This is a genomic window from Halanaerobium polyolivorans (assembly GCF_020711195.1).
Lineage (GTDB): Bacteria > Bacillota > Halanaerobiia > Halanaerobiales > Halanaerobiaceae > Halanaerobium > Halanaerobium polyolivorans.
On record NZ_JAJFAT010000009.1, the window covers coordinates 85902 to 100312 of the forward strand.

A 14411-nucleotide genomic window follows, 5' to 3' on the forward strand; every position below is an offset into this window, starting at 1 on the left:
TAAATCACCAGCCTAAATTTTATTTAAACGTTCAGAAGGACTAATTATATCCTTAACCCTGAAACCGAAGTTTTCGTCGATCACAACAACCTCACCTTTGGCAACCAATTTACCGTTAACCAAAAGATCTACCGGTTCTCCAGCCAACTTATCAAGTTCTATTATAGAGCCATCACCCAGATCAAGAATTTCCCTGATCTTCATGATGCTTTTACCCAATCTTACAGTAACCTGGAGGGGAACATCTTTGATCAGCTCCATATTATTTGGCAGTGGTTGGGCTTGACTCTCCGAAAAGTTAGGAAATTGAGCAGACTGGATATCGATTTTTTCTTCTTCTGCCTGCAGCTGGGTATAATCAGCACTTTTCTGCTCTTCAGCAGCCTGATTTAGCTGTTGACCGCTCTTGTTTTGAGCGGAAGATGTATTTGCTGCCGGGGAAGAACTTTGGCCAAGGTTTTTTTCTGTTTGAGGCTGTTGGCTTTTTTCTGTTTCAATATTTTCTTCAGCTGCACTTTTAGCTGAATCTTCTCTTTTCTCACTCTGCATTTCATCTGTGCTGTTATTAATCAAACCTGTTTGGCCAACTAAAAGTGAATTAGCTAATTTTTTAATAAAATTATAAGAAGAAAGCTGTTTAAATGAGCTATCTATCAATTCTCCTACTTTTAAATTAAAGGAGGTCACTACAATCTCCTCAGTAGGATCAAACCAATCTCTCCCCTCATCTATTACATCATCAAGCTCTATCAGTTCTGCTGTTGGAGGAGAAATATTGACCAGGGTATCTAAAATACTAGACATCGCAGTTGAAGCAGCTCCCATCATCTGGTTCATTGCCTCACCAACTGCACTAATGGAAATTTCATTTAACATCTCTTCATCCATATCATCTAAACCATTGCCACCCATCATTAAATCGGCAATAATGCCTGCATCTTTAGTGTCTATAACTAAAAGGCTTAAACCCTCTATACCCTCAACATATTCTACCTTAACCAATACACAGGGTTTATTATACTCTTCGATAATTTTTTGAAAAGCTACTACCTCTATCTTAGGAGTTGTAATTGAAACTTTTTGGTCTAATAAAGTTGATAAAGCTGTAGCAGATGAGCCCATTGCTATATTATTTATTTCTCCAATCACATCTTTTTCCTCATCATTTAGGCTGATCTCCTGCTCTTCAGCACTATCTGAGGCTGTACTTTCATCATCTTGATTCATCAGGGCATCTATTTCTTCCTGTGATAAAAAACTACCATCATTACTCATCATTTTCACTCTCCTCTAAAACATTCTCTGCTACACCAACTACACGAACTGCTTTATGATTATTTTTAGTTCCGACAACCGTTTTATATTTTCTGCTGCTGCCAATTTTTAATTCTGCATTTTCTTTCAGTTTTTTATTTAATCTGATCACATCTCCAGGTCTTAAATGGAGAAAATCATCTACTGTTAATTCTGCACTCCCCAGTACAGCTTCAACCTCAACCAAAGCTTGATTTAATCTCCGCTTTAAGTTCTTAATATGTTCTGGGGTCTGTTTTTCTCTAGTTGCAGAAAACCAGGATTGAGCATTAAGGTTCCCCACTATCGGCTCGATCATAATATAGGGCAAACATATATTTATCAAACCATCACTTTCACCTATATTAGCTTCTATGGTTATGATAATCGTCATATCACTATCAGGTACTATCTGGGTGAACTGGGGATTGGACTCCAATTCTAAAAGCTCTGGTGTGAGGTGCTCTATGTTCTGCCAGGCTTCTGTAAAATCATTTAAAAGCCATTTCATTACCTTTTTGATTACAACCTGTTCTATATCTGTAAAAGATCTGACCTTGCTAATAGCTTTTCCAAAACCTCCGAAAAGCCTATCTATAATTGCAAATCCTATTTCAGGATTGATTTCAAATATGAACTGACCGCTCAAAGGTTCTAAATCACTGATCCCAATAATGGTTGGTTCAGGCAGAGAATTAATAAACTCTGAATAGGAAAGCTGTTCTATAGAAGCTATCTCAAAATTTACCATGGTCCTTAATTTCGTTGATAAGGTTGTGGTAAATATCCTGCTTAGATTTTCATGAATCATCTGCAGGGTTCTCATCTGCTCTTTAGATAGTTTGTCAGGCCTTCTGAAATCATAATCTTTAACAGCCCTTTCTTCAGATTGTTCTTTTGCTTCTTCTACATCTAAATTACCACTGCTGATAGCAGATAAAAGTGAATCAATCTCATTTTGATCTAATACATCTGCCACATTAATCCCCCTTACTGGAACATTAATTCTGTAAACCAGACATTTTTTATCTGTCCTGATATCAATAGTCCATTTATTTCTGCTTTGATTGCATTTCTAACCTCTTTGGCTTCCGCATCTCTTAAAATACTTTCGTTTTGATTACGCAAGGCCGTGATAATTCTATCTCTAATTTGAGCTTCTCTTCTCTCTAATTCATCTACTAAATCTGAACTTTCTAATTCAAAAACAATACTTGCTTTAACATAATTAAGCCGATTATTATCGGTTATATTTACAACAAAACTGCCGGCATTATAATTGGGACTTATATCATCAATACTTTCTTCATTTCCCTCATCTTGGGCTAATGAAAAATAAGTGAAAAATGTAAAGCTGGCCACCCCTGAAATTACAATGATCAAAAGAGCCAAGATTATTATTTTCTTAATATCCCTTTTTCCCTCTGCCATTTTAACTTCCTCCTTTGAAAAAATTAACTGTCTCTTGCTTCCCCACTCTGAGCTAAATAGCTTGAATTTAAAACAACAATTTCAACCCTTCTGTTTTCGGCCCTGCCTTCTGCAGTATCATTATCACTGATAGGCCTATATTCTGAATAGCCAGCTGCAGATAAACGATTGGGGTCAAAGCCTTTTTCTTCAATCAAATATTTGGCAACATTTACAGCCCTGGCAGTTGAAAGTTCCCAGTTAGAGGGAAATTCATCTGTATTAATGGGCAGATTATCTGTATGGCCTTCAACCATAATATCATTGGGGATCTCAAGTAGGTTAGCCGAGATTCTAGTTAAAACCTCCCTGCCTTCTGGTCTTAAATCAGCTTTGGCGATCTCATATAATATTTCACCTCTGAAGCTGATCACCAAACCTTTGCGTTTTACTTCAATATCTACCATACCTTCTAAATTATTTTGCTCTATATAGCTTTCCATCTCCTGCATTATCTCTGTAATATTTTCTAAGGGCCTGGCAAAATTATCATCTATGGTTCCAGCATCTATATTGGGATGATCAGTTACCGTTCTCCCACCATCTAGAACCCCTAGCTGATTCTGCAGAGCAGATATAAAACCCTGAAATTTATCTAAGTCCATCACAGAAAAAGAATAGAGCAGCACGAAAAAAACTAAAAGCAGGGTCATCATATCTCCAAAAGTTGTCATCCAGGCAGGTGAGCCACCTCCCTGATCTTCTTCATTTTTATTATATGTATTATTATTATCAGACATTTTCTGCAGCTCCCATTTCAGCACCTATTCTTTCTTCAACCTCTGTTTTTTCACCTTCGGAAAGAAAGGCATTGAGCTTTTCTTTGACAATCCTTGGATTTTCTCCAGCCTGTATAGAAAGTATTCCCTCAATTATTACCTCTTTAACATGAATTTCATGGTTGCTTTGGGTCTGGAGATTTTTAGCAAGAGGGATAAATATCCAGTTAGCAAGCAAGGCTCCATATAGTGTTGTGATCAAAGCCACAGCCATTCCAGAGCCAAGCTGATCTGGATCATCCAGCTGACTTAACATCTGCACCAAACCGATCAAAGTACCTATCATCCCGAAGGCTGGAGCCAGCTGTCCCATGGTAGAAAAGATACTTCTCCCCTTATAATGTCTTTCTGCCAAAAAGGTTAATTTGGTTTCCAGAATATTACGCACAAGTTCAGGATCAGTACCATCTACTACCAGCTGTATTCCCTTTTTCAAAAATTCATCTTCCATTTCTGCTGCATCATCTTCTAAAGCCAGCAGACCTTCCCTTCTTGCTTTTTCAGCAAAAGAAACCAATTCTTCTATAACTCTTTCAGACTCGACATTATCATTTTTGAAAGCAACCTTGAGCAGATCTGGAATCTTTTTTAAGGCAGTGAAATTATAGCTGATTAATATTCCAGCCATGGTTCCTCCCAAAACTACCAGAACAGACTGGATACTAACAAAAATAATTACATTTCCACCTAAAATAGCTACTGTAGAAAATATTATAGCTCCTGCTATAAAACCCAATATCGTTGCAATATCCATGCCTATACCTCCCCTGCTTTCTCAATACCATTCATAATTTTTTGTCTGTATTCTATTACCCGGCTTACGATTTCTGCTGCTTTTTCTTTAACCAGCACTTTTTTGCCGTTGCTCATCGTAATTATAGTATCGGGAGTTTCCTGGATTTCAATAATTAGCTCAGCATTGATGATTAATTCTCTGTCATCTGTTCTAGTTGCTTTTATCATACTCCACTTCCTTTTCTTTCAGGCTGTAATTTACAAAAGCAAACTACAGCCTGACTGAAGTTATTTATCTTTTCAGATTTACCAGTTCCTGCAGCATTTCATCTGAGGTTGTGATAACTCTAGAATTTGCCTGAAAACCTCTCTGGGCAGTAATCATATTTGTAAATTCTTCGGAGAGATTTGCATTTGACATCTCAAGATTAGCAGGAGCTAAACTACCTTTGCCATCCTGAGCTGCAGCTCCTATATCTGGATCACCAGAGTTAGCTGAATCTTCAAAAACTCCTTCTTTTCTCTGCAGACCTGAAGGATTAGAAAAATCGGCTAAGGCCAGTTTGGCCAGAGTTTGATTTAAGCCATTATCATAAGAACCCTCGATATTACCAGTTTCAGTAAAAGAAAATGATTCTAAGACTCCATTTGAATTACCATTTACATTTTCCGAAGTTGCTGTCATAGAATTTGCAAATTGGGTTAAGCGGCTGAAATCAAGCTCTATATTCTGTTCCACCTCGGGTCCATTAGGAATAAATGCGATATTGGCTGTTTCACCAGAGATAATATTACCATTATCATTAAAGATAATCTCATGGTTACCACCCTCTAATTCAACTGAACCATCATTTGTCCCACTTACTTCTAAACTTTCATCTTCTATTTCCCAGGTGTTATTATCAGTTTTTTTGATCAGCAGTTCTACAGTGTGTTTTTCACCCTGACTGTCATAAACATCTACCGCTATATTACGCTCGGTATTTAACTGATAGCCTAGTTCCAAATTGCTGTCAGGATCACCATCAACTTCCAGTAAGCTGCCAGCATTTAAAGATTCATCAATGGCAGCGGTATTAAGGTCAATATCTCCTGTTGTAGTACCATCACTTAATGTTACTTCGATATTATCTATTAGGTCATTACCATCATCATCTGCAAAGCTGAGCAAATTACCATCTGCATCAAGTCTGATAATTCCTGTCAAAGGGTTTACATTCCCATTGATATCTGTATTTTCATCATCTGCCTCTAAACTGAAGTTCCACTCGTTGAATTCCGAATTATCAGCCGGCTCTAGAGAAAATCTTAAGCTATCTTCTAAACCGTTGGCCTCTAAATTGAGGTTCTGACTGACAACATTTAGCTCATTTTCTAAAGCAGAGTCTAAATTTCTACCATAATCGATCCGGCTTGTTTGTTGGGCATTGATGGAATTTTGCAGAACTATATCACCTAAACTATCATTATTAAAAGCACCAAATTCACCATCTGCATCTGCCAGCCAACCCTGAACTAATTTACCATTGCTGAGTGAGTAAAGATTACCGTTTTCATCAAAACCGAAATTACCGGCTCTTGAATAAGATTGGGTCTGGCCTTCTCTTAAGACGAAAAATCCATCACCCTGAATAGCAACATCTGAGCCCTGGCCTGTTGATTCAAGATTACCTGAAGTCATATTATTATCTATACTAGCAACAGAGGTTCCCAGACCTACCTGCTGGGCATTTGTTCCTCCCCTGGCATCATCGGCTGCTGAAGCACCCTGTATTGTCTGGGTTAGCATTTCCTGAAAGGTTACCCGACTGCTTTTAAAGCCCACCGTATTAACATTTGAAATATTATTACCGATTACATCCATCATTTCCTGGTGTGAATCTAAACCAGAAACACCAGCATACATTGATCTTAGCATTATTATTTTCCTCCTCAGTATCAAAGCGGGTCCTGCTGTAGTCGACAGCAGCACAGAGCTTCCTGAAAAAGGTCCAGCTCATTCCAGCTTTATAACTTTATTTTTTTTATTTCATAAATACCGCACTATCGATATTGGTGAAAACATTATCTTCCATGCTTTCTTCATCAACTGCAGTAATCACCTTATTATTTTCGATGCTGACAATATAGGCAGTATTATTAACCATTATCAGTGAATCTTTGGCTCCTTTTGCCCTTGCCTTTTCTGCACCGCTCTGCAGTTTATTGAACTCGCTTTTTGTAAAGGGAATAGGACGATTGTTTACCCTTTTTTTAGCATGTTTAGAAAAAGATAGATCTTTTTTTGCTATTTTTTGCTCTAAAATATCCTTAAATGAATCTGAAACTTCATTTTGCTTATTCTTCTGTTCTGTCTTTTGCTTCTGATTTATTTTTAACGGATGGTTAATATTAATTCGGTTATCCATTTTTATCACCCTTGTTCTTTGGCACTTACTGCTTTAATATTTTCCACTTCTATTTCTGAGCCATCGTCTAAAACTGCCACTGTCTGATCATTTTTGGCCATGACCGAAGTTACCTCACCTTTTAAAACTATGCCATTAAACTCTGCAGCTATTTCTTTGCCGATCAGATTAGCATTATTTAAGACTTGATTTGTGTCTAATTTGTCTGCTAATAATTGATATATCTTTTCACTTTTTTCTAAGCTGCTAAATTCTGCCATCTGGGAAACAAATTCTGTGTTTTCCATCGGTTTTAAAGGATCCTGATTATTGAGCTGAGTTATTAAAAGCTCAAAAAATACGTCCTGACCTAGTTCCTGTTGATTATCAAATTGATTTTCTTCATTCTGCTGACTTTGAGCTATCTCTACACTATTATCTGTGGCTAGATCAATCATTCTCTACCTCCTTTAAGCTAATAGATTTAAGGTTGAACTCCCATAAATTCTTCTGAGTTGATTAGAACTTTCTTTTAGTTCAGAATAACTGGGCTCAGCACCAGCTCTTTGCTCAGGATAATAGATCCCTTTAAAGTGCTGCCAGTTCTGCTGTTGATTTTGGCTGCTTTGACCATTGTTGTGCTGTTGTGAACTCAAAGAAAAGCCAGCCTGATTTTCAATTTCTCTAGGAGCAGAATGAGAATGTTCTATTCTAAACTCCTCGATATTAATTCCGTCTCTGATCAGATCATTTTTTAGGCTGTTTAAACTCTCTTCTAAATTGGCTTTAATCGATTCGTTTTCCACTAAAATTTCAGCTCTTAAATTATCATTTTGATGAGAGAGTTTGAGTTCTATTTTTCCCAATGATTCAGGTTCCAACTGAATGCTCATCTCTTTTGTCTCAGCCGAATATTGAGCTTTAAAGCCTTCAATAATTTGAGTTTCAACATCTGCATTTTGATAGACTTCACTTTCTGCACTAATCTCAAGCTGCTGCCAATTGAGCTTAGAACTTGCTTGGCTTGAATCATGATCAGCTAGCTGATTTAAAAAGTTGCTCTCTTTTAGATCATCAATTTCTAAATCTTCAAGCTCTGCAAAAGCACTCATTTTTTGCTTTGTTTTTTGCAGTTGGCTAAAGATTTCTGCTTTTTCAGATTCTAAATTAGCTTGAGAACTTTCTCTTTCAGCTTCTGCTTTGCTATCTTCCAAGTCTAAATTTAGTTCTGAGTGAGCCTTATTTTCTAGATCAAGTAATGGTTCATTGATAGCTTTATCTCTTTCTAGATTGATCAGCTCTAAGCTTTCAGAATCTAAAAGCTTAATTAGAATCTTTTGATCAAGCAAATCAAAATCTTCTAAAAGCAAATCTGCACTATTTGGCTCATTTTCACTGATTTCAGCTGAATCTAATTTTTTCAAATCCCCAAAGAGCTTAAATAACTCTTTTTCCAATTGAATCTCTTCCGCCTGATTAAGCTCTCTCTCTCGGACAACTTCAGCCTTAATTTCAAGCAGCTTTTGCTCTTTTTTTGAAAATTCTTCTGCAGCTATTTCACTATCATTCAGCTTTTCTGTCTCAGCTTCAGTTAGTAGTTCTTCTTTAAACTCAATCTCTTTACTATCCAGCTTTTGAGCTTCTGACAAGACTTTTTGAGATAATATATCTCTTAAAAGAGCTAAGTTTTGATCTGGGCTTAAGTTTATCTCAGAAGCTAATTCGATAAACTCCTCCAATTCAGCAAGTTCTAGCTTGCCATTTTCAAGTCCAGCTAGGAGTTCAGCTGCTTTTTCAGCCGCTGCTTGATCTTCTTCTTTTGAACTTGCTTTTAACTGCTCTTTAAAATCAGCTAAAAAAGACTGCAGCTCTCTGCTTTCTTTTTGCTCAGATGAAGAGTTTTTTGCTGACTGCTGCTGCAGCAGCTCTGAAAAAGGTGAGTTCTGAATATCTTTTGCTGGACCTTTTTCTAGCTGTGAATCTCTGGCTTCGGGAAAATTGAAATTTTCCACTAAGGGCACCGCCTGCATTTTTTCACCCCCTTCCACTTTAATACTCCCATTTTACTTTATTTTATATATTCTGCAGTTGATTGATATATTCTGCAGCAATATTCTGGGGCATCTGTTCTAAAATATGGGCTGCTTCTTCTTCAGAAAGTTCATTTAAAATTTCTACAGCAAAGCTAATTTCTAATTCCTGGATTACAGCTGCTGCTGCAGCTTCATCCATTTCTTGATAAATATTAGCTATTTTAGCTAAACGTTCCTGTCTTGATAACTTCTGATTTGAAAGTTGATCATATTCTGACTCTAAATTTGCAAAAAGATCTTTTCTCTGTTCTATTTCAGCTTCTAAGCTAATTATTTCTCTCTCTTTTTCTGCTAGTTCTGCTTCTTTTTGCCTAAGTTCTGCCTCAAGTTCATCGTTTCTAGTTTCTAGTTGAGTCATTTCCTCACGGCTGAGCAGATAATTATTTAAAATGGGAACTCGATCTGCAATTTCATAGGCGGTTGATCTAACATCTATAATTCCTAAGGCATTAAAGGACCAGCTTAACATCGAAAATAGGATTAAAAATAAGCTTAAAAATACAATTGTTTTCTTCATCAGCTTAAACTACCACCTAAGGCTGCACATCTACCAAGCTCATCTAATTCTTTTTGTTCTTTTTTTAAAAAAGATTCAAATTCTTTTTGAGCAGCTTTTTCTTCCAGCTTTTCAAAAGTTTTGCGCTCTTTTTTCCGCTGCAGCAGTACATTCATCTGTTTTGCTAGTTCTTTTTCTTTAGTTTTTTTAGCCTGTATTAATTCTCTTTTTTGCTGACGCAATTTTTTTAAATACCTCTGACATTGAGACTGTTGCGTAATTTTTGCCTGTTCTTCCCTCATTTTTTGATAAAGCTGCTGCTGTTCTGCTGTTAAAGCTTCTGTTTTGTCCTCTAAGCTTAAAATTTCTTTTTTAAGAGCCAGATATTTTTTTTCGGCTATTTCTTCCTGCCTTATTTTAATATTAAGTAATTTGGCAAATTTAAAATTTTTATTCATCATTAATCACCCTGCTTATTTTAATTTATCTCTTTTTTAAAATAATCTTAGAATAAAGTATTTTTTAAGCTTTTAGTTCTTATTTGGCAGCTAATTTTTTAAGCCTGCTCAATGTTTTTTTATATTCTGCCTTTTCATTTATGCCCTGAGTTAAAAAATCATTTATATCAGAAATTTTGGCTATTGCTTTATCAAGTTCGGGGTTTGTGCCTTTTTGATAGGCACCGATATCAATTAAATCTTTAGATTGATTATAGACTGCAATCATTTTTTTGAGCTTTTCGGCAGCCTCTATATGTTCTTTGCTGACCATATCTTTCATGATCCTGCTGATACTGCTTAAAATATCAACAGCTGGATAATGGCTGCTTTCTGCCAGTTCTCTAGCAAGACTAATATGCCCATCAAGGATTCCCCTTACCGTATCAGCAACCGGTTCATTGAAGTCATCACCTTCAACCAGTACAGTATAAAGGGCTGTAATCGAAGCCGTCTGATTTGTACCACTTCTTTCCAGAAGTTTTGGTAATTTGGCAAATACAGAGGGGGGATATCCCCTAGTTGCTGGCGGTTCACCAACTGCAAGTCCTACCTCTCTTAAGGCCATAGCCACCCTGGTTACAGAATCCATCATCAAAAGCACATCTTCTCCTTGATCACGGAAATATTCTGCTATAGCTGTAGTTATATTAGCTGCTTTTACTCTGAGCAGAGCCGGCTGATCAGATGTTGCAACAACAACTATAGATCTTTGCAAGCCTTCTTCACCCAAGTCTCTTTCTATAAAATCTCTAACCTCTCTACCTCTTTCACCGATTAAACCAATTACATTAATATCTGCATTAGTGTTGCGGGCTGCCATACCTAATAGAGTTGATTTACCAACCCCACTCCCGGCAAAGATACCTAATCGCTGCCCCCTGCCACAGGTCAAAAAACCATCGATACTTCTTATCCCCAGTGAAAGGGGCTTTTTGATTCTTTTTCTCTGCAGAGGATCTGGAGGATTCTGGTTCACTTCTACTTCAGAATATTTTTTGATTTCTTCCCCATTCAAAATATTACCACTACCATCTAAGATCTTCCCTAAAAGCTCTCTACCTACTTTAACCTTCAGTTTTTCCCCGGTTGCAATAACCTTTGAGCCAGGTCTGATCCCTTCCATATCACCGATCGGCATCATCAAAACTTTATTATCATCAAATCCAACAACTTCTGCCTTGATCCGTTTTTTCCCTTCTATAAAGCAGAGTTCCCCAATCGAAACCTGGGGGCCAATTGATTCTATTACCAGACCAATCACCCTGCTGATCCTTCCGAAATCTCTGGTCATATCCTGAGCAGAGATTTTAGCTTCAATTTTGTTTAAATCAATATCCAGCATTTGCTTTTACCTCTTTTAAAAGTTCTTTTTTTATCAGCTCTAATTTATGTTCTATAATTGATTCTTTGCCACCTAGATTAGTTTTAACAATACAATCTCCTTTTTTAAGAGAAGGGTCAGCGATTAATTCAACCTCATCTAAATGATCTCTCTGTAAGTATTTGCTTTTATCAAGATAAGCTGTCAGCTCTGGATTTACCTTCACTTTTATATTGCTGTGGGTCTCATCTAACTGAGAAAAAATTGAGGCCGCAATCTTATTTATCATTTCCGGTTCAGCTTCATTTTTATAATCAATAATCATAGCTGCAATCTTTATTGCTAAGTTTACCGTTTCCACCTTAAAAGCTTTTTGTTTTTTGGCAAAACTTGAACTGATCTCCGCAGTTGCTTGTTGAAAGTTTTGTGTTAGGCTTTTAATTTTTTTCTCATTTTCTAGCCTAATTTCTTCTTCTGCTTTTTGGCTAATTTCTTGATATAGTTCTTCTCTTTCTGCCATAAGCTCTGCCTTTTTTGCCTCTGCTTGAGCAATTATTGCAGCAGCTTCTTCTTCCGCCTGCTTAATAATTTTTTCTGCTTTCAGTTTTGCTTCAGAAAGCTTTTCTTCTGTTTCAGCTGCTTTATTTGGGACAGAAGAATCTTTAGAGCTATTTTCATTTTCGTCTTCAATAATAAAACTATTAAGGTTTATCTCTTTATTTTTACCATTAATTTTTGCTGCTTTAATTATTTTAGACAATTAATTCACTCTCCCCACCTCTTGCAATTACTATCTCTCCACTTTCTTCTAGCTCTCTAATTACATTTACGATTCTCTGCTGAGCATCTTCTACCTCTCTAATCCTTACAGGACCCATATATTCTATGTCTTCCTGCAGCATCTCAGCAGCTCTTTTGGACATATTTCCTGTGATTATTTCTTCTACTTCAGTACTTGATGTCTTAAGGGCCAGGGCCAGATCATGAGTTTCCACCTGACGCAGTACAAGCTGAACTGCCCGATCAGAAAGCAGTACAATATCTTCGAAAACGAACATTCTCTTTTTGATTTCTTCGACAAGGTCTGGATTATCTTCTTCTAACTTATCTAAAATATTTTTTTCTGTTCCGCGGTCAACATTATTGAGCACATCTACAATTGACTCTATTCCTCCCGCTCTAGCATATTCGTTTGCTGCAACTGAAGAAAGCTTTTTCTCTAAGACCCTCTCTACCTCTTTGATTATCTCCGGAGAAGTTCTATCCATTACAGCAATTCTTTTGGCAACCTTGCTCTGTACATCTGCCGGTAGAGCAGAAAGAATTTGTGAGGCTTTGCTGGGACTCAAATAAGCTAAAATCAAGGCAATAGTTTGAGGATGTTCTTCTTGAATGAAGTTTAAAATTTGAGCTGCCTCGGTTTTGCGAATAGAATCAAAAGGTCGTACCTGAAGAGTAGCAGTTAGACGGTTGATTATATTTTTTGTTCTCTCTTTACCGAAGGATTTTTCCAGCACCTTTTTAGCATAACTAATCCCTCCAGAATTAATATAATCATTGGCCCTCTGCAGCTCTAAAAATTCTTCCTGTACCTTCTTTTTTAATTCTGGCTTTATTTTATTTTTATTTGCTATCTCTAAAGTTAGTTTTTCTACTTCTTCATCATCAAGGTGTTTAAAAATATCTGATGAGACATCAGGTCCTAATGATATTAGCAAAATTGCTGCTTTTTCTTTTCCATCTAATTCTTCCCTCATAAAAATACCCCTTTATATTCCTCTGTTTTTAATCTTCTGCTAACCAACCTCTTAAAAGTTTAGCTGCACTTTCTGGGTCAGCATGAACCATATTTTCTAACTCCCTTTTTACCTTTGCTGTTTTTTCTGCTTCCGCATCTTTTTGGAATAGTGCTTCTTCTGCCTCTTCATCTGCAGCCCTTAAATCAACTTGAGTTCCTTTTTGAGGCTGAGCAGATCTTTTGCGATATAGGAAGGTTATTAAGCCCGCTGTAATAACTAAAATAAAGATTATTAATCCACCATAAATATAATTTTCTCTTCTTTGTGATTCTTCCTGGGCAAGTCTAGCTTCTTCTACCGCTCTTTCTAGAGACCTATCAAATCTAATTGCCGAAACATTAAGCTCATCTCCCCGTCCTTCATCATAAGCAACTGCAGCTGAAACAGCACCCCTTATTTGATCAATTGTCTGCTGATCTGTTTCTTCATCAACAATAACCGAAACAGAAAGTCTCTGCAGTTCACCTGGTGCATAAACCTGTCGTTCAATGCGCTGATTGATCTCATAATTGGTGATAGTGCTTTGACTTTCGGAACTGCTCTCCTGACCTTCTACTGCCTGATACTGGGGAATATTGCTGTCAGTACCTGGTGTTCCACCTGTCATACCCCCACTTTGACTTTGGCTTGTCATTTCTTGGCTGCGGATAATGCCTTCATCATCAACCACAGGTGTAAAGGTAGTTGATTCTGATTCAAGCTGATCAAAGTTCAAATCTGCATTAACCTTTACCACAAAATTATCCGGACCTAAAACTCTATTCAATAAAACTGAAAGATCATTTTCCAAAGAATTTTCAAATTCTTGACTTAAAGCAAAATGGTCAGAACTGCTGCCCCATTCATCACTTGAACTATTAGCTGATAAAAGAGCACCACTTGTATCAACTATTGTTACTTCTGCTACAGCTAAATCCTGCACACCACTTGCAACCAGGTTTTGAATAGCCTGTACCTGATTATTGTCAATATTGAAACCTCTTTCTAAATCGAGAATCACAGATGCACTGGCCGCTTTTTCCTCTGCCAGAAAAAGACTCTGTTCAGGTGGACTTATTTGAACCCTAGCAAAAGAAATTCCAGATATCGATTGAATAGAACGACTCAATTCTCCCCCCAGAGCTCGATAATAATTGACCTCTCTCTCAAATTCGGTGCTGCCAAATTCACTGCTGTTGAATATTTCAAAACCCACAACACCCTGGCTGGGTAGGCCCTGATTGGCAAGCTCTAATCTGAGTGGATAAAGCTCCGCTTCGGGAACCAAGATTGTACTCCCATTGCTTTCAATTTGATAACTTACATTTTGCTCTTCTAATATATCTACTACAGCACCTGCATCTGCTGCAGTCAGGTCTCTATAAAGAGCCTGATAATTTGAAGAACTACCCCGAATAATTAGATAGCCGAAAAAGAAAGTCATGGCAACAATAAGAGCTATTAGCATAAGTTTTTTGCTTTTATTTAGTTTTTCCCAAAATGCAATTATTTCTTTTTTGTATTTTTCGAAAAGTTCGGCCATCTGAATACCTCTTTCA

Annotated in this window: 16 protein-coding genes; all 16 read right to left on the bottom strand. The window is 37.0% G+C overall.

Annotated features, from left to right (window positions below; all coding sequences use genetic code 11):
• Window positions 1–12: 12 nt before the first annotated feature.
• Window positions 13–1275, bottom strand: a complete 1263-nt coding sequence (gene fliY / locus LJ207_RS07640) for a flagellar motor switch phosphatase FliY (protein ID WP_229345818.1) — start codon at window positions 1273–1275, stop codon at window positions 13–15.
• Entirely contained in the window at window positions 1268–2272 is a 1005-nt protein-coding gene (gene fliM / locus LJ207_RS07645; protein WP_229345780.1) for a flagellar motor switch protein FliM, read from the bottom strand. The genes fliY and fliM overlap by 8 nt, the downstream gene beginning before the upstream one ends.
• Before the next feature lie 11 nt (window positions 2273–2283).
• The gene (locus LJ207_RS07650) at window positions 2284–2724 is read right to left on the bottom strand and encodes a flagellar basal body-associated FliL family protein (RefSeq protein WP_229345782.1); all 441 of its coding nucleotides are present in this window, start codon (window positions 2722–2724) and stop codon (window positions 2284–2286) included.
• A gap of 23 nt (window positions 2725–2747) precedes the next feature.
• The gene (locus LJ207_RS07655) at window positions 2748–3503 is read right to left on the bottom strand and encodes an OmpA/MotB family protein (RefSeq protein WP_229345784.1); all 756 of its coding nucleotides are present in this window, start codon (window positions 3501–3503) and stop codon (window positions 2748–2750) included.
• Entirely contained in the window at window positions 3496–4296 is an 801-nt protein-coding gene (locus LJ207_RS07660; RefSeq protein WP_229345785.1) for a motility protein A, read from the bottom strand. The genes LJ207_RS07655 and LJ207_RS07660 overlap by 8 nt, the downstream gene beginning before the upstream one ends.
• 2 nt (window positions 4297–4298) lie before the next feature.
• Window positions 4299–4505, bottom strand: coding sequence for a flagellar FlbD family protein (locus LJ207_RS07665; RefSeq protein ID WP_229345787.1), 207 nt, complete (start codon window positions 4503–4505; stop codon window positions 4299–4301).
• 64 nt (window positions 4506–4569) lie between these two features.
• The gene (locus LJ207_RS07670; RefSeq protein WP_229345788.1) at window positions 4570–6195 is read right to left on the bottom strand and encodes a flagellar hook protein FlgE; all 1626 of its coding nucleotides are present in this window, start codon (window positions 6193–6195) and stop codon (window positions 4570–4572) included.
• A gap of 106 nt (window positions 6196–6301) precedes the next feature.
• On the bottom strand, window positions 6302–6685 hold the full coding sequence (locus LJ207_RS07675) for a TIGR02530 family flagellar biosynthesis protein (RefSeq protein ID WP_229345790.1): 384 nt from the start codon (window positions 6683–6685) through the stop codon (window positions 6302–6304).
• A gap of 5 nt (window positions 6686–6690) precedes the next feature.
• The gene (locus LJ207_RS07680; RefSeq protein ID WP_229345792.1) at window positions 6691–7122 is read right to left on the bottom strand and encodes a flagellar hook capping FlgD N-terminal domain-containing protein; all 432 of its coding nucleotides are present in this window, start codon (window positions 7120–7122) and stop codon (window positions 6691–6693) included.
• A 12-nt stretch (window positions 7123–7134) separates the two neighbouring features.
• Window positions 7135–8694 carry a flagellar hook-length control protein FliK gene (locus LJ207_RS07685; protein WP_229345793.1) on the bottom strand — a complete coding sequence of 520 codons (1560 nt, stop codon included), beginning with the start codon at window positions 8692–8694 and terminating at the stop codon, window positions 7135–7137.
• 43 nt (window positions 8695–8737) lie between these two features.
• Window positions 8738–9274, bottom strand: coding sequence for a MotE family protein (locus LJ207_RS07690; RefSeq protein ID WP_229345794.1), 537 nt, complete (start codon window positions 9272–9274; stop codon window positions 8738–8740).
• The gene (locus tag LJ207_RS07695) at window positions 9274–9714 is read right to left on the bottom strand and encodes a flagellar export protein FliJ (protein WP_229345795.1); all 441 of its coding nucleotides are present in this window, start codon (window positions 9712–9714) and stop codon (window positions 9274–9276) included. Before LJ207_RS07695 ends, LJ207_RS07690 begins: the two co-directional genes overlap by 1 nt.
• Window positions 9715–9790: 76 nt before the next feature.
• On the bottom strand, window positions 9791–11095 hold the full coding sequence (gene fliI / locus LJ207_RS07700) for a flagellar protein export ATPase FliI (protein WP_229345796.1): 1305 nt from the start codon (window positions 11093–11095) through the stop codon (window positions 9791–9793).
• Entirely contained in the window at window positions 11082–11834 is a 753-nt protein-coding gene (locus tag LJ207_RS07705; RefSeq protein ID WP_229345797.1) for a FliH/SctL family protein, read from the bottom strand. Before LJ207_RS07705 ends, fliI begins: the two co-directional genes overlap by 14 nt.
• Complete coding sequence (fliG, locus tag LJ207_RS07710; RefSeq protein WP_229345798.1) at window positions 11827–12831, bottom strand: flagellar motor switch protein FliG; 1005 nt, start codon at window positions 12829–12831, stop codon at window positions 11827–11829. Before fliG ends, LJ207_RS07705 begins: the two co-directional genes overlap by 8 nt.
• A 28-nt stretch (window positions 12832–12859) precedes the next feature.
• Window positions 12860–14395, bottom strand: coding sequence for a flagellar basal-body MS-ring/collar protein FliF (gene fliF, locus LJ207_RS07715; protein WP_229345799.1), 1536 nt, complete (start codon window positions 14393–14395; stop codon window positions 12860–12862).
• Window positions 14396–14411 lie beyond the last annotated feature (16 nt).

What these genes read in the sequence shown, in the direction of transcription:
- fliY (WP_229345818.1), bottom strand. Translation starts at nt 1,275, where the DNA reads ATGAGTAATGATGGTAGTTTTTTATCACAGGAAGAAATAGATGCCCTG.
- LJ207_RS07650 (WP_229345782.1), bottom strand. Translation starts at nt 2,724, where the DNA reads ATGGCAGAGGGAAAAAGGGATATTAAGAAAATAATAATCTTGGCTCTT.
- LJ207_RS07655 (WP_229345784.1), bottom strand. Translation starts at nt 3,503, where the DNA reads ATGTCTGATAATAATAATACATATAATAAAAATGAAGAAGATCAGGGA.
- LJ207_RS07660 (WP_229345785.1), bottom strand. Translation starts at nt 4,296, where the DNA reads ATGGATATTGCAACGATATTGGGTTTTATAGCAGGAGCTATAATATTT.
- LJ207_RS07665 (WP_229345787.1), bottom strand. Translation starts at nt 4,505, where the DNA reads ATGATAAAAGCAACTAGAACAGATGACAGAGAATTAATCATCAATGCT.
- LJ207_RS07670 (WP_229345788.1), bottom strand. Translation starts at nt 6,195, where the DNA reads ATGCTAAGATCAATGTATGCTGGTGTTTCTGGTTTAGATTCACACCAG.
- LJ207_RS07675 (WP_229345790.1), bottom strand. Translation starts at nt 6,685, where the DNA reads ATGGATAACCGAATTAATATTAACCATCCGTTAAAAATAAATCAGAAG.
- LJ207_RS07680 (WP_229345792.1), bottom strand. Translation starts at nt 7,122, where the DNA reads ATGATTGATCTAGCCACAGATAATAGTGTAGAGATAGCTCAAAGTCAG.
- LJ207_RS07685 (WP_229345793.1), bottom strand. Translation starts at nt 8,694, where the DNA reads ATGCAGGCGGTGCCCTTAGTGGAAAATTTCAATTTTCCCGAAGCCAGA.
- LJ207_RS07690 (WP_229345794.1), bottom strand. Translation starts at nt 9,274, where the DNA reads ATGAAGAAAACAATTGTATTTTTAAGCTTATTTTTAATCCTATTTTCG.
- LJ207_RS07695 (WP_229345795.1), bottom strand. Translation starts at nt 9,714, where the DNA reads ATGATGAATAAAAATTTTAAATTTGCCAAATTACTTAATATTAAAATA.
- fliI (WP_229345796.1), bottom strand. Translation starts at nt 11,095, where the DNA reads ATGCTGGATATTGATTTAAACAAAATTGAAGCTAAAATCTCTGCTCAG.
- fliG (WP_229345798.1), bottom strand. Translation starts at nt 12,831, where the DNA reads ATGAGGGAAGAATTAGATGGAAAAGAAAAAGCAGCAATTTTGCTAATA.
- fliF (WP_229345799.1), bottom strand. Translation starts at nt 14,395, where the DNA reads ATGGCCGAACTTTTCGAAAAATACAAAAAAGAAATAATTGCATTTTGG.